The 22,087-nt window shown below is 62.4% G+C and carries 16 protein-coding genes and 1 pseudogene; 10 read left to right on the top strand and 7 right to left on the bottom strand.

Features of this window, described 5'->3' with window-relative positions:
* Nucleotides 1–64 precede the first annotated feature (64 nt).
* The 3 genes from YUO_RS47950 to YUO_RS0128525 all read right to left on the bottom strand — a co-directional run bounded on the left by YUO_RS47950 (nucleotide 65) and on the right by YUO_RS0128525 (nucleotide 1,931).
* Nucleotides 65–505, bottom strand: coding sequence for a DUF255 domain-containing protein (locus YUO_RS47950; RefSeq protein ID WP_083754751.1), 441 nt, complete (start codon nucleotides 503–505; stop codon nucleotides 65–67).
* A gap of 90 nt (nucleotides 506–595) precedes the next feature.
* On the bottom strand, nucleotides 596–1,060 hold the full coding sequence (locus tag YUO_RS41965; RefSeq protein WP_051379690.1) for a DoxX family protein: 465 nt from the start codon (nucleotides 1,058–1,060) through the stop codon (nucleotides 596–598).
* 139 nt (nucleotides 1,061–1,199) lie between these two features.
* Nucleotides 1,200–1,931, bottom strand: coding sequence for a cytochrome c biogenesis CcdA family protein (locus YUO_RS0128525; protein ID WP_028350335.1), 732 nt, complete (start codon nucleotides 1,929–1,931; stop codon nucleotides 1,200–1,202).
* A gap of 196 nt (nucleotides 1,932–2,127) precedes the next feature.
* On the opposite strand from YUO_RS0128525, the gene YUO_RS41960 reads away from it, so the two are divergent.
* Together YUO_RS41960 and YUO_RS48695 are read left to right on the top strand one after the other, a co-directional pair.
* Nucleotides 2,128–4,170 carry an adenylate/guanylate cyclase domain-containing protein gene (locus YUO_RS41960; RefSeq protein WP_063830325.1) on the top strand — a complete coding sequence of 681 codons (2,043 nt, stop codon included), beginning with the start codon at nucleotides 2,128–2,130 and terminating at the stop codon, nucleotides 4,168–4,170.
* Nucleotides 4,171–4,275: 105 nt separating this feature from the next.
* A pseudogene (locus YUO_RS48695) lies at nucleotides 4,276–5,252 on the top strand (hydroxyacid dehydrogenase).
* A gap of 107 nt (nucleotides 5,253–5,359) precedes the next feature.
* Here the strand turns inward: YUO_RS48695 and YUO_RS0128510 are convergent.
* From YUO_RS0128510 to YUO_RS0128500, 3 genes are read right to left on the bottom strand one after another with little or no spacing between them, the layout of a single operon-like run.
* Nucleotides 5,360–5,893 (bottom strand): hypothetical protein, encoded by a 534-nt coding sequence (locus YUO_RS0128510; protein ID WP_028350334.1) that lies wholly within the window; start codon nucleotides 5,891–5,893, stop codon nucleotides 5,360–5,362.
* Between the two features lie 10 nt (nucleotides 5,894–5,903).
* A complete protein-coding gene (locus tag YUO_RS0128505; protein WP_235782852.1) occupies nucleotides 5,904–6,089 on the bottom strand; it encodes a PqqD family protein in 186 nt (61 codons plus the stop codon).
* 49 nt (nucleotides 6,090–6,138) lie between these two features.
* A complete protein-coding gene (locus YUO_RS0128500; RefSeq protein ID WP_028350332.1) occupies nucleotides 6,139–7,182 on the bottom strand; it encodes a radical SAM protein in 1,044 nt (347 codons plus the stop codon).
* A 122-nt stretch (nucleotides 7,183–7,304) separates the two neighbouring features.
* On the opposite strand from YUO_RS0128500, the gene YUO_RS0128495 reads away from it, so the two are divergent.
* The gene (locus YUO_RS0128495) at nucleotides 7,305–10,637 is read left to right on the top strand and encodes an adenylate/guanylate cyclase domain-containing protein (protein ID WP_028350331.1); all 3,333 of its coding nucleotides are present in this window, start codon (nucleotides 7,305–7,307) and stop codon (nucleotides 10,635–10,637) included.
* A 149-nt stretch (nucleotides 10,638–10,786) separates the two neighbouring features.
* Nucleotides 10,787–12,088: an MFS transporter gene (locus tag YUO_RS0128490; RefSeq protein ID WP_028350330.1), complete on the top strand. Its 1,302-nt coding sequence runs from the start codon at nucleotides 10,787–10,789 to the stop codon at nucleotides 12,086–12,088.
* Between the two features lie 48 nt (nucleotides 12,089–12,136).
* On the opposite strand, the gene YUO_RS0128485 is transcribed toward YUO_RS0128490, so the two are convergent.
* Nucleotides 12,137–12,748, bottom strand: a complete 612-nt coding sequence (locus YUO_RS0128485) for a TetR/AcrR family transcriptional regulator (protein ID WP_028350329.1) — start codon at nucleotides 12,746–12,748, stop codon at nucleotides 12,137–12,139.
* Nucleotides 12,749–12,856: 108 nt separating this feature from the next.
* On the opposite strand from YUO_RS0128485, the gene YUO_RS0128480 reads away from it, so the two are divergent.
* The 6 genes from YUO_RS0128480 (at nucleotide 12,857) to YUO_RS0128455 (ending at nucleotide 22,020) form a co-directional block, all read left to right on the top strand.
* Nucleotides 12,857–14,089: a cytochrome P450 gene (locus tag YUO_RS0128480; protein ID WP_028350328.1), complete on the top strand. Its 1,233-nt coding sequence runs from the start codon at nucleotides 12,857–12,859 to the stop codon at nucleotides 14,087–14,089.
* Nucleotides 14,090–14,257: 168 nt separating this feature from the next.
* A complete protein-coding gene (locus YUO_RS0128475) occupies nucleotides 14,258–17,905 on the top strand; it encodes an AsmA family protein (protein ID WP_028350327.1) in 3,648 nt (1,215 codons plus the stop codon).
* 223 nt (nucleotides 17,906–18,128) lie between these two features.
* Nucleotides 18,129–19,619, top strand: a complete 1,491-nt coding sequence (locus tag YUO_RS0128470; RefSeq protein ID WP_156908810.1) for a hypothetical protein — start codon at nucleotides 18,129–18,131, stop codon at nucleotides 19,617–19,619.
* Between the two features lie 111 nt (nucleotides 19,620–19,730).
* Nucleotides 19,731–20,831 carry an AmmeMemoRadiSam system radical SAM enzyme gene (gene amrS, locus YUO_RS0128465; protein ID WP_035727844.1) on the top strand — a complete coding sequence of 367 codons (1,101 nt, stop codon included), beginning with the start codon at nucleotides 19,731–19,733 and terminating at the stop codon, nucleotides 20,829–20,831.
* A gap of 68 nt (nucleotides 20,832–20,899) precedes the next feature.
* Nucleotides 20,900–21,256 carry an Mth938-like domain-containing protein gene (locus tag YUO_RS0128460; RefSeq protein WP_028350324.1) on the top strand — a complete coding sequence of 119 codons (357 nt, stop codon included), beginning with the start codon at nucleotides 20,900–20,902 and terminating at the stop codon, nucleotides 21,254–21,256.
* On the top strand, nucleotides 21,253–22,020 hold the full coding sequence (locus YUO_RS0128455) for a C13 family peptidase (RefSeq protein ID WP_235782851.1): 768 nt from the start codon (nucleotides 21,253–21,255) through the stop codon (nucleotides 22,018–22,020). The genes YUO_RS0128460 and YUO_RS0128455 overlap by 4 nt, the downstream gene beginning before the upstream one ends.
* Nucleotides 22,021–22,087: the final 67 nt, after the last annotated feature.

Raw genomic sequence — 22,087 nt, 5'->3', positions numbered from 1 at the left:
GACATTCTTCATCAGCGCGGCGCGCTGTTCCTTGTCGAGGAAGGCGGAGGTCGATGGCTTCACCTCAAAGGCTTCGCCGACTGACGGTCCGGGCGAGGGATCGTCGATGATCGCCTTGAGCAGCGCCTGCATGCGCTCCGGCTCGATATAGCCCCTGATCTTGGCGATCTCGGTGCCGTCGGGGCCGAACACGATGGTCGCCGGCCAACCCCAGTCGCCATAGCGGGCTCGACAGATCGGGGTTGGCGTCCTGATCGACTCGCACCGGCAGATATTTCGCGGCGAGCAATTTCCTGACCTCGGGATTGGCGTAGGTCGTTTTCTCCATGACGTGGCACCAGTGGCACCACACCGCCTCGAGATCGAGAATGACGAAACGCTGTTCGGCCTGCGCGCGGGCGAACAGATCGTCGCTCCAGTCGCTCCATTTGGGCCCGTCCGAACTAAACGACGGCAATGCCGCCAGCGCGGCAAGTGCGAAGGCGGCAATGCGGACGAATTTCATGGTAGCTCCCGGAAGCGTGGCGTTTTCTCCAGCTACGCAGGCGGCAAGATTAGGGCTCAAGCATTAGCCGATGTCACGGGATTGTGAGTGTCAGGTTGAAGCTTTGGGGTGGCCGCTGGCATTCACCAGCAGCCGGTCCAGTGACGCCGCGCCGGGACCGGCAATCGCAAGCCACATGAAGCCGGCGAAGTAGGCAGCTTCCTCGAACCCGAGCAGCGTCTCCAGTGAATCGACGTCGCCCCATTTGGCCGACTTGATGGCGACGACCATGACCACCGCCAGCATCGCAGCCGGGATTCGCGTGAACAGACCGACGATCAGCATGGCGCCGCCGAAGAATTCGACGCCGGACACGAAGGGGGTGAGAATTGTCGGGAAAGGGATGCCCCAACCGGCAAAGTTTTCGGTGACCTGCGCCAGATGATTGAGCTTGCCCCAGCCGGCCAGCATGAAGGTGTAACCGACGATGAGCCGCATGATCAGGGGGCCGGCCCAGGAAAAATGCGAGGCGATCTGCGCCGGCACCAGGATGAGCAGATAAACGATCGAATACATGTGAATCCCCCCGTTGAGTATTCGGCGATGCCGCGACCTGGCTTCTTCAATCCAGTGCGCGCAAGAAGCCGCGGCCGCGAGCGCGGCAATCTGGTCCTGACAGGAAGGACGCAATAGCCGGCCCGCTTGTTACGGGGCCTTAGCCGAAATTTTGCAGGGCGGGGAATGTCTCGAGCAGCCAAATGCTGACGTTGGAGACGGCGCCGGTCAGGAAGCCGATGCCGGTGATCACCATCAGGATCCCCATGGCATGCTCTACCTTGGCGAGGTGCCGCTTCATCCGCGCAAACAGCGAGGAGAACTGCTCGATCATGAAAGCTGCCAGCAGGAACGGGATTCCGAGCCCGGCGGAATAGACCGCGAGCAGGCCGGCGCCCTTGGTGACGGTGGCCTCGGCGGCTGCGATCGACAGGATCGCCGCCAGAATGGGGCCGATGCAGGGGGTCCAGCCGAAAGCGAAGGCGAGCCCCATGGCATAGGCGCCCCAGAGGCCCACCGGTTTCGGCATCGGCATCCGCCCCTCGCGCATCAACAGTCCGATCCGGGTCAGGCCGAGGAAGTGCAGGCCCATGATGATGATCACGATGCCGGCCACGATCGAGAGCTCCGCCGACCAGGCGCGGATCAGGCCGCCGATCAGCGAGGCGCTGGCGCCAAGCGCCACGAAGACGGTGGAGAAGCCGAGCACGAACATCAGCGCCGAAGCCATCACCGCGCGCTTTGATGCCTGCGTCGGTCCGGCATTGGCGACCTGCTCGATGGTCGCGCCGGTGAGATAGATCAGATAGGGCGGCACCAGCGGCAGCACGCAGGGGGACAGAAAGCTGACGAGACCGGCAATCAGGGCCGCCGGGATGGAAACATCGTGCATCGCATGACCTTCGAGAACTGCCGCAAGGCATAGCGCCGTCTTCGCTTGTACGGAACAGGCAATTGATAAGTTTCGTCGCCATTACGGCTCAACTGCGGTCACAGAGCCGTGTCCGGGGCGCCTAAATTGCCTCGCTGGCGAAACAGACGCTGGTATGGTCCCGTATTGCAGTAATCAGACCGTCAACGAGACCCGCATGCGCCTCGGCATTCGCACCGCCATTTCCGCCCTCGTGCTGACGTCGATCGTCGTCAGTGCCGTCGGCGTGCATCTTTTGTGGTGGCGCACCGCCCATCAGGTCAGCCAGACGCTTGCCAACACCATCAACGACCAGATCGTTTCCGCGGTCAGCGACGAACTGCAGTCGGTCACTTCAGAGGCGCGGTCGTCGATGCTGTCGGTGCGAACGCTGCTGGCCGAAAAAGTGTTCGACCCGCGCGACGCCAGGAAACGCGAGATCGTCTTCCGCTCGCAGTTGCTGTCGCAACCGACGATCTCCTGGGTGGCATTTGGATGGCCGGACGGGTCGTTCTTTGCCGGGCACAAACTCGGCGACAACGTCATCGAAATGCTCGAAATCACGCCCGACCGCAATTTGCGCATCAATCGCTACGAATTCGTCGGTAACGATCTTCGGCTCAACGCGAGCTGGTTCGAAGACACCGACTATTCCGTGACTGAGCAGGAATGGTTTCGGGTCGCAAAAGAGACCAACGACGAACACTGGTCGACGCTGACGACGCATCCGCGCGGGGAGCGGCTGGCGGCGGCCTTTTCTGCCCCGATCGAAATCGATCAGAAACCGGCCGGCGTCGTTGCGATCATCATCGAGCTGACTCGCGTCTCGAACTTCCTGTCGCAGCTCACGGTCGGCAAATCTGCAGGCGCCTTCATTCTCGAGCGGGACGGCAAGGTGGTGGCCTCGCCCGACGCTGATGCCAGCGAACTGGTGGCGCTGAAGACCGATCATCCGCTGTTTCCGGTCGCAGTCGATGCGATCCGCAATGCCGGCAGCGCCTACGAACCCGGCGAGGGCCAGCCGTTCAACACGACGGTGACGCGCGACGGCAAGGCCTATCAGGCCGTGATCACGCCGATTTCGTTTCCGGGCTGGTCGCTGGTGACGGTGGTGCCGGAATCGGAATTTCTCGGACCGGTTCAGATGACGATCCGAAACCTGCTGATCGGGCTTGCGGTCCTGATCGTTTTTGCCGGGCTATTGTCGGCATGGCTCGCCCAGCGCCTGATCGCAGCTCCCCTGATCAAGGTGGTCAACGAGATCAGGCATGTCGAGCGTTTCGATCTCGACAAGGTGCAACGGCATCCGTCGCGGCTGGCCGAGATCGGAAACCTGTCCGGCGCGATCGGCGACATGGCGCAAGGGCTTGCCGCTTTCCGCAAATACATCCCGGCCGACCTGGTCAAGCGGCTGATCAGCGACGGCAACGGCGCGCGGCTTGGCGGCGCGGTGCGGCCGATGAGCGTGATGTTTATCGATCTGGCCGGCTTCACCGGCATATCGGAGCGGATCGGCGACCGCATCATCCCGCTGCTGTCGCGCTACTTCGATTGCGTCTCGGCGCAGATTCAAAACCAGAACGGCACCATCGACAAATTCATCGGCGACGCCGTGATGGCGTTCTGGGGCGCGCCGTCGCCCAACCCCGATCATGCCGTCGATTGCTGCCGGGCCGCCTTGGCGTGCCGGCGCGCGGTGGAAGAGGCCGGCCTCGTCGACGACCATGGCCAGCCGGTCAGGATCCGCATCGGCATCAATTCCGGCGACATGCTGGTCGGCAATATCGGATCGGAGGTGCGGCTGAACTACACCGTGATCGGCGATGCCGTGAATATTGCGAGCCGGCTGGAGAGCACCAACAAGGCGTACGGTTCCACGATCATCATCGGCCCCGAAACGCGCCGGCTCGCCGGGAAGAGCATAGTGGTTCGCGAACTCGACCGGCTGGCGGTCTATGGCCGTGCGGGCGGTTTGCAGATCTATGAATTGCTTGATATGGCCGGCGATATCGGCGCACCCGCCTGGGTGGCTTCGTACGAGGCCGGCCTTGCCGCCTGGCGCGCACGGGATTTCTCGGCAGCGATCGGCGCGTTCGAGAAGGTGCTGGAAATCCGCGAGCACGATGCAGCGTCGGCGACGATGATCGAGCGCTGCAGGCAGCAGCTCGAAAATCCGGTCGGCGAAGATTGGGACGGAACGACGGTGGCGCGAACCAAGTAGCCCGACGCGGCTTTTGTCGCCTTGCCTTGCGGGGGCGGCTTGGCCATAGATGAGCGGGCCTTGACGCTGCATTCGCTTAGCGATCGACAGGGAAGCCGTTCCGCGTTGAAAGTGCTGTTGACCCATACGCCGCAGTCGCGCGCCCAGTACTACGGCGACCGTAGTCTTGCCGGGCTGCAGGCCGTCGCGCAGGTGAAACTGCATGAAGCAAGCGACGCGCTCGACGCGGCTGGCCTGATCGCGTCCGCCCGCGATGTCGATATCATCGTGGCCGACCGGCTCACCGCGGGTCCGGGCGAGATATTTTCGAAGCTGCCAAAGCTGCGCGCCTTCGTTCGTTGCGCGGTCGACATCCGCAACGTCGACGTCGAAGCCGCTTCGGCCGCCGGCGTTCTGGTCACACGGGCTGGACCCGGTTTCATTCAATCGGTTGCCGAACTCGCGCTCGGCTTCATGGTGGATCTGTCGCGCGGCGTTTCACGCGCGACCGCCGACTACCATGCCGGCAGCAAGCCGGAGGTCACATGGGCCGGCAGCTGGCCGGCAGCCGCCTCGGCATTATCGGCTATGGCAGCATCGGCCGTTACCTGGCTGATATCGCCAAGGTGTTGGGCATGGAGATCATGGTCGCCGATCCCTTTGCGACGGTGAGCGACGCCGCGATCCGGCATGTGCCGCTCGACGTACTGCTGGCGAACTCCGATTACGTCGTCTGCCTCGCGGTCGCCAACGAGCAAACCGAAAACCTGATCGGGCAGGCGGCGCTGGCCCGCATGCAGCCGCACGCCTTCTTCATCAACCTGTCGCGCGGCAATCTCGTCGACGAGGCGGCGTTGTCAGCAGCGCTCCGCGAGAACCGCATCGCCGGCGCCGCGATGGACGTCGGCCGCGCGCTGGACCAGATGCCATCGCCGGAACTCGCAAGCCTGCCGAACGTCATCGCGACGCCACATATCGGCGGCCTGACGCCGCCGGCGATCGAGAGCCAGTCGCTGGAGACGGTGCGGCAAGTCGAAGCCGTCATTGCGGGCGAGGTGCCGGTCGGCGCGGTCAACGCCAATCACTGGAAGTGGCGAGCCTGACTCAAGCGCGAGGCGACCCGAGCCTTCGGCGCCGCGCGCGATGCGTACCGTGGTCGCCGCGAACGAGCAACTACGGCTAACCACCGCCAGCGCTGCGTTGTCCCGTCTCAACCGAAACGATGAGCGCAACGCACCGGCTGGTACATTTGCTGGCTGCTGTCCGCGCCGCGGTCGCGGTCGCGGAAGGCGTTCAATTCGTCAACAAGCCGGGCAAAATCCGATTTGGAATGCATGGCGTCACTGAAGGTATCTAGCGCTAGAAGCGTGTTGAACGACCAGATCGTGCGATACAGCCCACTGTGCTTCTCGCTTGTTGCTGAAACTGCATAGGTGCCTCGGTAGCGAACGCCGTCTGGCTGATACTTTACAATGTCTGCCTCATTGCGGATCAGCCACGCTTTGAACTCTTCGTGCTTGTCGAATGGAACCTCATAACCCCATTCAATCACAAGCGCACCCAGCAGAGTGCTGTCCGCAACGAGCTGGCTAAGGTCCGCGCCCTCTCCATGCTTGAGGAGGTCGCAGAACGGGAAAAAGCCGCCCGATCGCACCTCCGGCTCGATTGGCTTGACGGTCGGAGTGGTCAGCCGCTCACCGGCGACAAGGTCGGCTACCACCCGGGTCGGATCGACGTTACTCATTCAGTCCTCCTCAATCTGTTAATTTCAACTCAATCAGGCCCTGGTCATGCAAATTCTTGATACCAATCCTAAGATGGCGATCGGCCTCGCGCTCGGACATCTGAGCCGCCACGCTTTTTCGATACCTCTGCGCGACGTGGTCGGGACTGCTGCCGTCGCAGAGCTCAAATATGAGCCAAGCATTGAGGTTCAGCATGAAAAGTTTCGGCGGATTGGGCCGAAACACCACGCAACTCTTCATCTCTTCAACAGGGCGTACCCGGAGGTTTGGGGTGTGGCTGTAGCAGCCATTCGGGGAGGACACGCAAGTCGACTCCATGATTGAGCGTTCGGTCAAATGGATCCGGCGCGTCCCACGCGCCGTGGAATGCGTAAGCAGTAGAGCGACATCCGCCGTGGGATCCCTGGCTCGACGAGCAGCTAGGGCATGTCTCCTTAACCCGACCTAATCTCAACTCGCGGTACAGCGGATGGTCCCAGGTCTCCATAAAGGAGACATTCCTGATATTTCCGTAGTCAACATATTCGCGAAGATAGGCGCACCCTATCGAGGCCCCGAATGCATTGACCGCAGCCATTTGCCAGCACGAATTGCCATCATTGGGATGCCATGACTGCATCAGCTTCATGCCGGCGGGCAATCGCAGCGAGTCGAGCGCCGCATGCATTTCGTCAAGCGACAGAGAAAATTCGTTCCAGCGGTACTTGAAGCGGCCGAGCGGATAAGGCCGCAAAACGCCGACCGTCCTCACACCGAGCCGGTGGGCTAGATCAATGTAGCCTTGCAGGTCCTCGACATTCTTGCGGTTAAGGATCGTGAGTAGCTGTGTTTCAATTCCTGCTTCCACCAGGTATGTGACGGCTTCGCAGGCGCGCGCATGACTGCCTTGTGTGCCTGTAAAATAATCATGCACCTCGGCATGTGGGCTAAGAATATCAACGAGCACGATACCGACGCCGACCTCCTTGAGTCTGGCGGCGATATCGCGCGTTATAAGTGTGCCGTTGGTCCGAACCTGAGTGAAGAAACGGTTCGATGCGGAAGCGAGGAAGGGCAAGAAGTCTGGCCGATGAAAAGGTTCGCCTCCTTCAATGTAGAGATAGACCACGCCCAACTCGGCAATTTCATCAAGGAAGCGACTCCACTCCTCACTGTTCAGCTCGGCCGACGCCTTCTCCGGTGAACAATCGGCATAACAATGTTGGCAGGAGAGGTTGCAGGTTTCGGTGTAGCAAATTGTAAGCTTGAGAGGCTTCTGAAGCGCAAAGGGATTTTGTATGGGAGCCATGACGGCCGACCCTGTTTCTGCGACGCGATCCGATGCGTCGTGGGCCTATCTCGCGCAAGCTTGGAATGCTAAGCTGGCATAAGACATACTAATTGGCAAGCCTTAAGCCTGCAGTCACTCATATGCAATGCCCTAGTTGCGGTCGTTCGAATCCGGAAACAGCGCGCTTCTGCTCCCAATGCGGCGCGAGGCTGCATCTAGTCTGCGAGCGCTGTGGCTTTGAAGGCCCAGCCGAATCTCGATTTTGTGGCGGGTGTGGTGCGCCACTTCCAGCTCTCCTGGATGTTCAGCGCCGGGATCATTCCACATCGACTGGGGCATCTGGCGCGACCCATGATCAGCGTCCCGAGCGACGCCAGGTCACCGCGCTTTTCATTGACATGATCGGCTCGACCGATCTGTCAGTTCAGCTCGACGAGGAAGAATTCAGGGATGTCATCTTCAGCTATCGCGACACCTGCGCAAACGCGGTACGACGCTTTGATGGCACCATTATCCGCTATATCGGAGATGGGCTACTTGTATGTTTCGGTTTTCCTGTAGCGCACGAGGATGATCCAGTCAGAGCTGTACGCGCAGCGCTGTCGCTACTGAACGACATGCGTCAACTTAACAGCCGGGAATCGTCGTCCAAGCCGCTGATCCACCTGCGCATGGGCATGCATACCGGCATTGTCATTGCCGGTGATTTGCGATCATCCGGAACGTTCGAGACAATGGGTATCCTCGGCGACACCCCCAATATTGCGTCCCGACTGCAGCAAATCGCACCTCCGGATACATTGGTAATCTCCGAAACGACCGCTCGGCTGGTCGGCACCCTGTTCGAACTTCAAAACCTTGGTTCGCACCACATCCGCGGTACACAGGAATCAACTAACCTTTACCAGGTTGTCGCTGAAAGGTTGGATCACGGTCGTGATGCGCTGCGCGCTGCCCATCCGATGGTTGGACGCGGTCAGGAGCTTGCCCTTCTGCAGGATCGCTTTGCGCAGACGATTGATGGAGAGGGACAACTGGTCCTCATTGCGGCTGAAGCTGGCGCGGGCAAGACGCGCTTGGTGCGCGAGTTCAAGGAAGCGCTTGCGGGCACGAAAGTATCATCCGTCACCTGCTATTGCTCTGCGTACAATCAGTCGAGCGCACTCTATCCAATTATTGAGTTGATCCGTCGCACCTTGAGCTTGGATAGTCTCGGCACCGTCGAGGGTAAGCTTGCAAGTATTGAAAGAGCCTTTGCCGGATTGGAGTCGGTAACCCCCGATGCGGTTGGGCTGATAGCTGAACTTCTCGAACTGCCTGTGTCGTCACCGAAGTACGAGTTGGCCCCTTCCCAGCGTCGCGAGCTTTTGCTTGAGGTCCTCACACACTGGTTGCTTAGACAATCTGAACAGCTACCCGTCCTGTTTATTGTTGAAGATCTTCATTGGGCTGATGCTTCGACCAGCAGTCTGCTCGCCCGGCTAATTCAGCAAATATCGGCCCGGCAGGTGATGGCAATCTTCACGTTCCGGCCGGAGTTTAAGGCTGAATGGATGCTGGAAGCGCAGGGCACGCGTCTCGGACTCCGGCGACTCTCTCCGATTGAGGCTCGAACGCTGGTCAATCAAATCGTCGGGGCGGCGACCGTCCCGGCTGATGTGATCGAACTCATTGTTACAAAGACAGGTGGTATCCCGCTTTTTATCGAGGAGCTAACTAAAACGGTGCTTGAAGGCAATGTGTCCGCAAGCAGCGAGGATTATTTGCGACTTGCACCTGCCGTAGACAGCATTCCTTCGACGCTGCGTGGTTCACTGGCTGCCCGGCTGGATCGTCTTAAAGTAGCGAAGCCACTGGCGCAAATTGCTGCGACACTCGGGCGTGTCTTCGATGGGGAAGTTCTAAGTGCAGTAACTGGCGAGAGCCAGGCGGCACTTCGCGATCAGTTGGCTGAACTCCTGCGCGATGACTTCCTGCAACAGCACGGAATGCTCGGTGAAGCGAAATACTCGTTCCGGCACGCGCTCATTCAAGACGCCGCGTACGATTCGTTGCTAAAAAGCGAGCGCCAAGCATTGCACCGTAAAATTGCGGAGGTTCTGTCGAGTCAGTTTCCAGCAGTTGTTGCCGCAACTCCCGAAGTAGTTGCCCAACATTACGCAGCCGCGAACCTCTTTGAACCTGCGATATTGCATTGGGAAGCAGCGGGAAAAAAGGCCGCGGAGCGCTCAGCGAACGTGGAGGCCGCCAGCCATTTTGCGAGTGCACTGGCTGCGCTGCGGCGCCTTCCTGACACAGCCGAGCGCGCGCGCCGCGAGCTCTCGCTAGAGATTAGTCGGGGATCCCAACTCCTCGCTACGAAGGGTAATGCTGCGCCTGAAGTCGAAACGGTATTCTCCCGCGCTTGCGAACTGAGTGAACGGCTCGGCGAGCATCACATGCTCTTTAGAGCGCTCTACGGTCTTATGATGTTCTGCATCGTTCGAGGTCAGCTCGAGAAGGCGAAGACGCTGGGCGTGCGTCTGGTCGAACAAGCAGAACTGGCAAATGACCGCGATCTTCTGCTGCAGGCAAAGCGGCCGCTTGGGCTGACTCTTTTCTATCTTGGCCAATTCGCAATTGCAAAAGCAACTCTTGAGGAGGCGCTCCGGCTCTATGATCCGGACCGGCACCATCATCACCGTTTTGAGTATGGTTCGGATCCTGCTGTTCTAGCCCAATGCAATCTCGCGTGGACTGAGTGGTTTTTGGGCTTGGCAGACAGTGCCGTAGCGGACAGTGCTCAGGCGATCGATAGAGCTGTTCAACTCGATCATCCACACAGTCTTGGGTTTGCGTTGAGCTTCGAAGCTTCGATTCGACAGGCGCGGGGCGAACCAGTCGAGGCCCTCGAAGCCGCCGAGCGAGCCATCAACGTTGGGCGTAAATATCGCTTTCCATATTGGAGTGCGTGGGGCCAAATGCTGCGGGGCTGGGCTGTCGGCAAACTCGGCGACTTCCGGGAAGGCGCGGCAGAAATCGAACAGGGCCTTGCAGACTATCGTGCAACAGGCGCGGAGCTGATGCGTCCATATGGACTCATGTTGCTCGCCGAGACAGTTGCGGCAGCCGGCGATGCGCAGCATGCACTTCATTTGCTCGGTGAAGTTGCCGTGACCATATCGACGAAATTCTGTGAACCGGAATTACACAGACTCCGAGGCGAATTTATCCTTGCTGGAAATCGGGGGAATCCAGAAGCTCTCGATCTTATCCGAAAAGCAGCCGACCTCGCGCGCGAAATGGGTGCTCAGGCGCTGGAATTGCGCGCGCTACTCAGCTTGGCGTCGGCTATACAGGGCACTGAACGCGCCGCTACCTTGGAGAGGTTAGGCCAGCTCTACGGCCGAATGGCCGAGGGATTGGGCACTGCAGATATGATTTCGGCGGCTCGCCTGCTTAGTCAAACAACCGGACAGAATACGAACGCCTGATCCGAGGCTCGAAGAACAACACTCCGCACAGTGATGATTGCCCCTCACTCAGGCGACGAAAGGTAAATAGCCATGGAGGGCCTTTCGGAACAAGGCCTTGTTCACAACAAGGCCGAACCACTCCAATCGCGCCAACAGAAAATCCCCCAATGCGTCTTCCCTTCTTCTACGGCTGGCTGATCGTTGTGGTCACGTTCGTGACCATGGCGATCGGCGTCAATGCGCGGACGGCGTTCTCGCTGTTCTTTCCGCCTGTTATCGGCGAGTTCGGATGGGATCGCGGCGTCACCGCCGGCGCGTTTTCGTTCGGCTTCGTGGTTTCCGGCGGCGTCAGTCCGCTGATCGGCCGCATGATGGATCGCCTCGGGCCGCGTGCGGTGATGGAGCTCGGCGTTGCGCTGATGGGCGGCGGGTTGTTGCTGGCGCCGCTGACGACACAGCCCTGGCATCTCTATCTCACCATCGGCGTGCTGGTCGGCGCGGGCAGCGTGTGCCTCGGCTATTCCGGCCAATCGCTGTTTCTGCCGAACTGGTTCATTCGCCGCCGCGGGCTCGCCATGGGGCTCGCCTTTGCCGGCGTCGGCATCGGTTCGGTAACGCTGCTACCGTGGGTGCAGCACATGATCGAGCAGACCGGCTGGCGCACCGCCTGCACCGCGATGGGTATTCTGGTGCTCGCCGTGCTCGCGCCGATCAACCTTCTGCTGCGAAAACGGCCCGAGGATATCGGGCTATTGCCGGATGGCGACGCGGCGCCGTCGGCGACATCGGCCGCCCCTCGCTCGAACGTCGTCGACCCCGTGTGGGCCGCCACCGACTGGACGCTGCGCCGCGCGCTGCGTACCGCGCGATTCTGGTGGATTTCGCTCGGCTATTTCGGCGGCCTGTATGTCTGGTACGCGGTGCAGGTGCACCAGACCAAATACCTGCTCGACATTGGCTTCAGCGCCAACGTCGCGGTATGGGCGCTCGGCGTCGTCAGCCTGCTCGGCATCCCCGGCCAGATCTGGCTAGGGCATCTTTCCGATCGGATCGGCCGCGAATGGATCTGGGCGATAAGCTGCGCCGGGTTTGCGATCTGCTTTGCAGCGCTGATCGTCCTGAAGTTCGCGCCGGTCCTGCCTTTGGTCTATCTCATGATCTTCACGCAAGGCGCGCTCGGCTATGGCCTGACCTCGATCATGGGCGCGGTGGTGCTGGAAATCTTTCAAGGCAAGCAATACGGCAGCATCTTCGGCACCATCATGCTGGCGGCGCTGGCCGGAGGCGCGGCGGGCCCATGGGCAACCGGGCTGCTGTACGACCTTTCGGGCAACTACACGTCGGCGTTTGTGCTCGGCATCGCCGTCAGCATCCTGTCGGCAGTAGCGATCTGGCAGGCATCGCCGGGCAAGGTGAGGGCGGTCGCCGGACAAATGCACAAGGCGCCAATCAAGCACGACCCGGCGTAGCCGCGGCGATGCGAAGCATCGTCCGGAGCGCGCGGAGATATTTTCGTCTCATGCCGATGAAATTCCCATCGCCCGCTGCAGGTCGCCGATGGCGCGAAAAAAGCTGTCGGGTGGCGTGGTCTCTGGGTCGATCAGGCGGTGCAGACGGAAGCCGTCCTCCAGCGCCAGCACCAGCGCGCCGGCCCAGGTCGGATTGAGAATGGTGGTGCGGCCGCTGTTCCTGGCCGTGGTTTCGATGATGTCGGTGACAAGCTTTCGCCGGGCGCGCAGCCGCTTGGCAAGTTCGGGCCGGCGCTTTTCCGCGCGCGCCACGAACAGAATCATTTCCATGTGCAGCAGGGGCGAGCGGCCAAGCGGATCCTGCTGGCTTTTATTCATGGTTTTGAGCGCGTCGATGAAATCGGCAAGGCTCCTATGCCGCTCGAGCAGATCGCGGATGCGCCCGATAGATTGCTCAACGTGATCCTCGAGCATGGCGATGATCAGTTCGTCCTTGCTCTTGAAGTTCGAATAGAATGCCCCGCGCGTGAAGCCGGCCGCCGCCGCAATCGCCTCGATGCTGGCGCCGCCAATCCCCTGTTCCTCGAACACCCGCGCCGCCGCCTCGAACAGCTTTTCGCGGGTGTCGTCCCTTGTGGGTCTGGTTCGCACTCTTGACATCTGTCCAGTTTAGGCGAGAATGCAACTCAATACAATAATGTATCGAGTTTCGACCGATCGGCCCGGGGGAAAACGCGCTGAATGGCGCACAGCCAGCAGGAGGTCTCCATGAACGAGCATGTTCAGACTGCCAGTAGCGCGCCGTTGTTCAATCCGCTGGCCCCGGAATTCATTCGCAACCCCTATCCGCATTACGAGCGGATGCGCGCCACCGATCCCGTGCATCTGACGCCGCTCGGCATGTATGTCGCGAGCCGCCATGCCGAGGTCAGCCTCGTCATGCGCGACAAGCGGTTCGGCAAGGATTATGTCGAGCGCACCGTCCGGCGCTACGGCCCCAAGATCATGGACGAGCCGGTGTTCCGCAGCATGAGCCACTGGATGCTGCAGCAGGATCCGCCGGACCACACCCGTTTGCGCGGCCTGGTGGTGAAGGCCTTCACCGCGCGCCGGGTCGAGGACATGCGCCCGCGCATCCAGCAGGTCGTCGACGAGACGCTCGATCGCATCATCCCGCAGGGGCAGATGGACCTGATCGAGGATTTCGCGTTCCGCCTGCCGGTCACCATCATCTGCGACATGCTCGGGATTCCTGAGGACCACCGCGAGGCGTTTTATACCGGTTCACGCGACGGCGGACGGCTGCTCGATCCGGTGCCGCTGTCGCCGGAGGAGATCAAGCAGGGCAACGCCAGCAACGCGCTGGCGGCGATGTATTTCCAGCAACTGTTCGATCTCAGGCGCAAAAGCCCGGGCGACGACCTGATCACCCAACTGGTGCAGGCCGAGGAGGACGGCAGCAAGCTCACCAATGAGGAACTGACCGCCAACATCATCCTGCTGTTCGGCGCCGGCCACGAGACCACCGTCAACCTGATCGGTAACGGCTTGCTGGCACTGCACCGCAATCCAGACCAGCTCGCGCTGCTCAAGGCGAGGCCCGAGCTCATCACCAACGCCATCGAGGAATTCCTGCGCTACGATTCCTCGGTGCAGATGACCGGGCGGGTAGCGCTGGAGGATATCGACGATCTCGGCGGAAAGCGCATCCCGAAGGGCGAGAGCGTGCTGTGCCTGCTCGGTTCGGCCAACCACGACCCGGCGGTCTATCCTGATAACCCGGAGCGGCTGGATATCACCCGGTCCAACGTGAAGCCGCTCTCGTTCGGCGGCGGCATCCACTTCTGCCTCGGGGCCCAGTTGGCGCGGATCGAAGCCGAGATCGCGATCTCGACCCTGCTTCGGCGCATACCGGACCTGCGGCTCGATGACGCTGTCAATGCGGAATGGCGGCCGACCTTCGTGCTGCGCGGCCTGAAGCGCCTGCCGGCGAGCTGGTAACGCCCCGACGGGCGGTTTTGGCCCCTGGCTTCGTCGATCCGGAGCCGGGCTGGGCTCCTGTCAGTATGCCGCTGTGACTTCGCCGTACTTCTCTCTATATTCCGGGCTGCTCCGGGGCCGGGTTCGACGTGGCGTGGCCTACGCCGGGGCCGTTCAAGAGGAGACACCGTGCAGACGACGCTGCTCGGCCTGGCCATTGCCTTTATCATTGCGCTGATCGCCGCGCTGGTCGGGCCGTATTTTATCGACTGGAACCAGTTCCGGCCGCAGTTCGAGGCTGAGGCGAGCCGAATCATCGGCGCGCCGGTGCGCGTCGGCGGCAAGCTCGACGCGCGCCTATTGCCGGCGCCATCGCTGCAACTGCACTCGGTCGTGGTCGGTGGCGTCAACGATCTCGGCAAGGTTCGCGCCGACAAGCTCGACGTGGAATTCAGCCTGGGCTCGCTGATGCGCGGCGAAGTGCGCGCCACCGAACTGACGATCAACCGCATGTCGCTCGATCTCGGCCTCGATTCCAGAGGACGGATCGACTGGCCGGCATCGGCCGGGACGTTCAATCTGGGTTCACTGGCGATCGATCGGGTCAATCTGACCGGCCGCATCGCCCTGCATGATGCGGTCAGCCGCTCTACTCTCGAACTGAACGACATCGCTTTCAGCGGCGACGTGCGTTCGCTGGCCGGTTCGATCCGCGGCGACGGCAATTTCATGCTGTCGGGCACGCGCTATCCGTTTCGAGTCTCCTCGGGGCAGGGCCCTGACGGCAACGGCACCCGCGTTCATCTCAACATCGATCCGGGCCAGCGTTCGCTCGCCATCGATCTCGACGGCCTGTTGAACTTCGATTCCCGCGCGCCGCGGTTTGAGGGCGCGATAACGCTCGTCGCTCCTCCCGGCCAGAAGGGCAAGGGCAACGATCCACCGTGGCGTATCGCGGCGAAGGTCAAGTCCGACTATTCGGCGGCGCGGCTGGAGCAGGTCGAGGTGACCTATGGCGCCGAGGAACGCGCACTGAAGCTTGCGGGCGGCGCCGACATCCGTTTCGGTGCGGCGCCGCTGTTGCGCGCGGCGCTGTCGGCACGTCAGCTCGATGCCGACAGGTTCGTTGCCAAGGAAAATGGCAAGGACAATTCGACTGAGCCGGCTCGCGCGCTGCCGGCGCTGCAGGCGCTCAGCTCCGTCATTCCGCATCTGCCGATCCCAGCGCAAATCGAACTCGCCTCCGAGCAGGTCATTTTGGGCGGGCGCCCCCTGCAGGACATCGCTGCCGAGCTGGAAGGCGATGCCAAGTCCTGGCACGTCCACAGGCTGGAGTTCCGCGCGCCCGGAGCGACCAGGGTTTCGCTTAGCGAGGCCGGCGCGAAGAGCGCTGTACCGGACCGTTTCAAGGCCGCGCTCAGCGTCGAATCCTCCGATCCCGACGCGCTCTTGACCTGGCTGCAGGGCCGCGGCGACAGCGCTTATCGCAGCCAGAAGCCGCTTCGCCTGCGCGGCGACATCACCGTCGCGCCCGAAGGCTTTGCCATCGACACCATGAAGGCCGACATCGACGGCGGTACGGTGGAGGGGCGGGTGGCGGTATCGCACCGGCAAGCCGATCATGGTTCCCGGATCGATGCCGAGCTGAAGGCGGCGCGTCTCGATCTCGACGCCGCCACGGCTTTTGCGCGGTCGCTTGTGGGGCCGCAAGGCGAGTGGCCGGACGAGGGCAAGCTTTCGCTTGATATCGGCCGCGCCACCTCCGCCGGCCAGGAGCTATCTCCGCTGCTCGCCAGGCTGGCTTACTCGCCGGCGAAGATATCGCTCGAGCAGTTGAAGATCGGCGAACTTGAAAACGTGACGCTGGACGGCGCCGGCAATTTCGACCGCGTCAACGCAACCGGATGGTTCGCGCTCAATTCGAGCGCTGCCTCACTCGGCCGGCTGACCAGCCTGATCGTTCCCTTTTCACCGCCGCTGGCCGCGCGGCTCAATGCGATGGGGACGAGCCCGGGTCCAGCGCGCCTGAAACTGGCGCTCGACCTCACCAAAAATGCCGGGCTGTCCGATCGCGTCCAGGCGCGCGCCACGGCCGAACTCGACGCGCCGCTGCTCAAGGGCACCAGCACGATCACCGCCAGACCTGCCGTCGCGGCGATCCAGGGCATCGATCTCGCCGCGCTCCAGCGCAGCGAGGTCTGGGTCGATTCGAAATTGTCGTCGGAGCAAGGTCGCACCTTGCTGGCGTTGCTCGGCTTCGATCGCGCCGTCACGGTGGGCGATGGCCCCGCGCAATTCGAGAGCACCGCGACGGGCGCGTGGGGTGCGCCGTTGCGGCTCAAGGCAAAGATCGCGGGAACGGGGCTCGATGCCGAAGCGGAAGGCTCCGCCGAACCATGGGCGCCGGAGGCAAAGGCCGTTCTCGGCCTGAAGGTTCGTAGCGCCGATTTCGCCCCGCTGCTCGATCTCAAACCGGGGGATACGCTGGCGCAGAACATCGGCCTGTCCTCGCGCGTGCAGCTCACCGGCAACAAGCTCACCTTGGACGATCTCGACAGCACCGTCGGCGGTTCGCGCCTGCGCGGCCGCGTGGCTGTGACGCTCGGCGAGGAGAAGGAGATCGAGGGTGAGATCGGCGCCGACCAGCTCGCGCTGACGCCGGCTCTTGCCCTGGCGCTCGGGGCCGCCGGACACGATGCCACCGAGCCGCTCGGCCCCGGGATTGCGAAGGGTTGGCGCGGCAGCATCGCGTTTCAGGCGTTGCGCGGCCTGCTTCCAGGCGGAAGCGAATTGCAGCCGGTGAGCGGGGTGGTCAAGAGCGACGGCAAGTCGCTGACCTTCGATGCCATCAAAGGCAAGATCGGCGGCGGCGATGTCACGGCCACGATCGATGCAAGGCCGGGCGCGCAGGGAATTGCCTTGAACGCGAGCGTCCAGCTTTCCGGTGTCGACGGCACGGCGCTGCGTTATCGCAATCTCGCGATGCCTGCCGGCCGCGCGTCGATGCAGATGACACTGACGACCCAGGGCCGCAGCGCCTCGGCGCTGGCGGGCGCGCTGTCCGGCAGCGGAACGCTGACGATGGAGGCGGCCAGGATCTCAGGCCTCGATCCGCGCGCGTTCGAAGTGGCGGTCCGCGCCAATGACAACGGACAGGCCAAGGATGACGTCCGATTGAAGCAGATCGTCGAATCCGCTCTTCCGGCCGGCGCGTTTGCTGTGCCTTCGGCGCAAATCCCGTTCACCGTCAGGGACGGCCGGCTTCGCGTCGGCGCGACGACGCTGGACGGCAATGGCGTGCGGGCCATCATCTCCGGCGGATACGATATCGCCGCCGATCAGGCCGATATCCGCGCCGCCCTTTCGCTGACGATGACGACCGGGCGTCCGGAGATTCAACTGCTTGCCGTGGGGACGCCCGATGCGCTGAGCCGCAGCGTCGACGTTGCCCCGTTGTCTTCGTGGCTGGCGGTGCGTGCGATCGATCACGAAACGCGAAGGCTCGATGCCATCGAGCGCGGCGAGCCGCCGCCGGCAGCGCCGCCACCAATCGTGCTGCCTACGGAGGGGCAGTTGCCGATTCCGGAGGCGGTGCCGAGCGCCCCGGTCGTCGCGCCAAAGGGGCGCGACCCACGGCGACCTCCGGCGAAGAAGACGACCGCGCCGCGTCCCCCCGTCGTCAACGCGCCGCCGGCGCCTGTCGCAGGCCAGCCGCAGGTTGCGCCGCTGCCGCCGCCGATCGACGTCCGGCCCGCGCCCGGCGCCGCCAAGCCGAAGCCGCGTCCGCCGCTTGCGCTGACGCCGCAGTTCGCCAATCCGCCGCCGCGCCCGAACTAGGGCGCGGACTCATTAACGCGGCCGCTTTGCGGAATAAGCCGGACACGGTCGTACGAAGTCAAAATTCGCCTCATCCAGCCGCCGAGGTGAGCACGCCGTGCCCTCCGATGGTCTCGTAGAGCGTTTTAGTCTAGCATGAAGCTGGGGCAGAACTTCATCCGGTGTGGAGATCGTGCGGTCCAACCGCGAAGCTCCAGCGCGTACAGCGGGCGGAGCCGCCTCTTTGCGCGGCGTCGCGTCCCCGTGGGCCGTGCTGGCGTGGGCCTCGCTGCTGGTGGCGATCGTCGTGTCGTTCAGGCCGGCGGTCCCGATCATCTGGGGCGACACGCCGTCCTTTGTGGAATCTGCGTTTCGCACGCTCGAGGCAGGACGGCCGACCGTGGCGGGTGGGCGCGATCCGGGCTATCCGGCGTTCCTGGCCGCGACGTTCGCGTTTGGAGGCGACCTCGGGACGATGGTGCGCCTGCAGCAGGCGGCGTGGGTCGTCCTGATGCTGGCGCTTGCAGCAACTGCCCAGGCGGCAACGCGCAACGCCGGTGGGCTCGTGCCGATCATCCTCGTGGCGACGTATCCGGGCCTGCTGCTGTTCAGGAACGTCCTCACCGCAGACCTTCTCTTTGCGGTCTTCCTCAATCTGGCAGTGGCTGGATTGCTCGTTGGTACCTGCGTCGGCAAAGCAGCGCGGTGCTGGGCGGTCGCGGCCGCCATCCTGTGCGCGGCGCTCGCGGCGTGCTTCAGATCGCAGGGAGTCCTGGTCCCAATCGCCGCCGCCGTGGTCGGCATCTGCCTCGCCCGGCCAGATACGTCCGCGCGCCTTGCTGTGATTGCCGTGTCCGTCGTGGCGGCGCTGGCGCTCCTCGCCGCCGGTTCCCGGTTCGGGGCTTCCAACTCCGACCAAGCCTCGGCCGTGTTCGTCTCCAAGACACTGTTCTGCAATCACCTGAACATCGCGCTTGCAAGCGATGCAGCGCGACGCGAAATTGTGTCGGCGGCCGGCGACCGCGCCGACGCCACGATGACGCGGCTTGCCGCCGACTTCGCCGCGGAGCCAGGTCGCTGGCCCGTGCTCGGGTTCTTCGGCGACGCGTGCCTCTTCGACACCGCCCTGGATCGAGACCTCGCCGATGATACCGGGAATGCCGTCGGCGCGGCCGCAGCCTATCGGCGCATCTTCCTGGCCGCCGTGCGCGACCGGCCGCTGGCTTACGCGGGCAAGTTCGTCCGTCAGATGGCCTATGGGGCCTCGGTCGCATGGCCGCCCTACGGACTCGACCCTGCCATAGGGGTGTCGACCGACGACGTGCCGCATGTGTCCGACATCATGATTCGGCACGGCCGGGCGGTTCAAGCGACCGATCTGCAAGGCGAACCAGTTCGGATCGGCCTCCTGTCCGATTTCCCAGGCATCTCCGCCTATCTGTACAGGGCATTGTCCATCGCCTTCGTTATCGCCGTCATATTTTGGGCGGTGGCCGCTGTGCGGCGCCGGCGCTCCAGGTTCCTGACACGTGCAGGAATCGTGATGGTGATGTGGACGGCTTCGATCGCGGCCGCCGCCGGCGCCCACACCCTCGACGTCTGGCGATACCTGATTCCCGCAGTGCCGATGGTGGGGCTCATGCTGTCCCTTTTAACCGTCGAACTGGCCGAAACGGTCGCATGCCGAGATTGTCGACTGTTCGCTTACGGTCTCCGCCGATCAGGAATAGAATGAGCCGACGTGCGCGGGCGCTCGTGCCCGTAGACGGGCCGGCTAGATATCGTGGCAACTCTCCGTCACGCCCGTTGGCAAAAAAGCTGAGGTCTGCCACACACGACGAATTCCATGACTGATCTCGAGCGTTTGGAAGGTGTTCCTGGCCGCTACTGGCACCGGCTCGAAGACGGGCGCATCCAATGCGATGTCTGCCCGCGCTACTGCAGGCTTAACGAAGGCCAGCGCGGCCTGTGCTTCGTGCGTGGCCGGCAGGATGACCGGATCGTGCTCACGACTTACGGCCGCTCCTCGGGATTCTGTGTCGATCCAATCGAGAAGAAGCCACTGAACCACTATCTGCCCGGAACTCCAGTATTGTCCTTCGGTACCGCCGGGTGCAACCTGACTTGCAAGTTCTGCCAGAACTGGGACATCTCCAAAGCGCGCGAGTTCGACCGGCTCCAGGACACAGCCTCGCCGGAAGATATTGTCGAGGCCGCGATTGCCACGGGCTCGCGCTCCATCGCCTACACTTATAATGACCCCGTCATTTTCCTCGAATATGCCGTCGACGTCGCAAGGGTGGCGCGCCGGCGCGGGATCAAGAACGTGGCGGTCACAGCGGGCTACATCGACGCGGCGGCACGGGAGGAGCTTTACACCTTCATGGACGCCGCCAATGTCGATCTCAAGGCGTTCACCGAGGCGTTCTACAATCGGCTGTGCACCGGGCATCTCGGTGCCGTCCTCGAGACGCTCGAGTATCTGAGGCACAGGACGAAGGTCTGGTTCGAAATCACAACGCTGCTGATCCCGGGTCACAATGACAGCCCTGAGGAGCTAAAAAAGCTGAGCGAATGGGTGATGACAAGGCTAGGATCTGACGTGCCCTTGCATTTCACCGCCTTCCACCCTGACTACAAGATGCTGGATCTGCCCCGGACGCCGGCCCTCACCCTGACGATGGCTCGCGACATCGCGCGCAAGGTCGGGCTGCAGTTCGTCTACACCGGGAATGTCCATGACGAGAGTGGCCAAAGCACGTACTGTCCGGGCTGTGGTGAGCGGATCATAGGCCGAGATTGGTATGACATCACCACTTGGCGGCTCACCGGCGACGGCCGTTGCGGCATTTGCTCCACCGCAATCCCCGGCTTGTTCGAGGCACGCCCGGGCAACTGGGGACAGCGGCGCGTCCCGATTCGGATCGGCAGACTGGAACGCTCTTGAGTGAGATGATGCCGGCGTCGGGGCGCCTCACAGCTGCGCGTTAGCGGGAGCCTGATTAGGAGGTCGCGATGAAGATTGACAGCACGATATTTGGCGCGATTACGATTGACGGAAGGACGTATGAGCACGACGTGGTCGTTCGCCTTTCCGGCGAAGTTGTGAAGCGGAAAAAGAAGCTATCAAAGAAGCTGTATGGTACCTCGCACGTGCTTTCAAAAGACGAGGCAAAGTTCCTCTTCGAGAAGGGGTGCGACCAGGTCGTCATTGGCTCGGGTCAGATGGGTAACGTGCACCTATCGCCGGAAGCTGAAGCCTATTTCGAAAGAAAGGGCTGCGAGGTCGTGTTGAAGCCGACACCCGAGGCAATACGGATGTTCAACCGGTCGCGCGCAAGGAGAATCGGCCTCTTTCACGTGACCTGTTGAAGAAATGCCCTGGTGAAATCGTGAATCCACGTTGGATCAGCCGGATCGGCGCCCCGCTCATCGCTCTTGTTTTGACCGTTGCGTCGTCGGTTTCGACGGTGCACGCCGTTGAGGATGCTCGCAAGATGAGCGTGGTGTCCTTCGGTCTTTTCGGCGATCAAGGCGTGTTTAGACGCGAGGCGACCGGCGCAGCACAGGTCGTAGCAGGCCGTTTCGAGAGCGCCTCAATCAACGTGCAATACAATTCGAAGAAAGGCGGAGGTGCCACGATTGAAGGCCTAGCCATGTCCTTGCAAGCGGCAGCCAACGGGATGGACGCCGACAACGACATTCTGTTTTTGATCCTCACCTCGCACGGCTCCCGCGCCGGCCTTGCAGTTAAAGCGGGGCGGCTTGTGCAAATGCTCACTCCGTCTAAGCTCGCCTACATGCTGGCGCGGACCGGCATGCGATACAAAGTGGTGGTCATCTCGGCCTGCTACTCAGGGGTCTTTATCCCTCGTCTCGCGAACCCCGATACGCTAGTAATCACCGCGGCCGATGCCGACCATCCATCGTTCGGCTGCCGGGACAAAGCCAAGTGGACCTATTTCGGCAACGCCTTTTTCAATATAGCACTCCGGCAAGCCAGGAGCCTGAAGGACGCCTTTGTTGTTGCGCGCTCGCTCGTCAAAAAGCGAGAAGTGCGCGAGCGCTTCGAGCCGTCGAATCCCATAATGGCAGGCGGCGAAAACGTGCACCCGTTGCTCATTGCGCGTCCTTGAGCGACCGCCCGCTTTCACGGCCGATGCCTGTCTGCCGAAAACCTCGTCCGTATTGATCTACTGACCC

This window comes from Bradyrhizobium murdochi (genome assembly GCF_000472965.1).
In the GTDB taxonomy this organism is placed as follows: Bacteria; Pseudomonadota; Alphaproteobacteria; order Rhizobiales; family Xanthobacteraceae; genus Bradyrhizobium; species Bradyrhizobium murdochi.
This window is presented reverse-complemented; position numbering and strand designations above follow the sequence as displayed.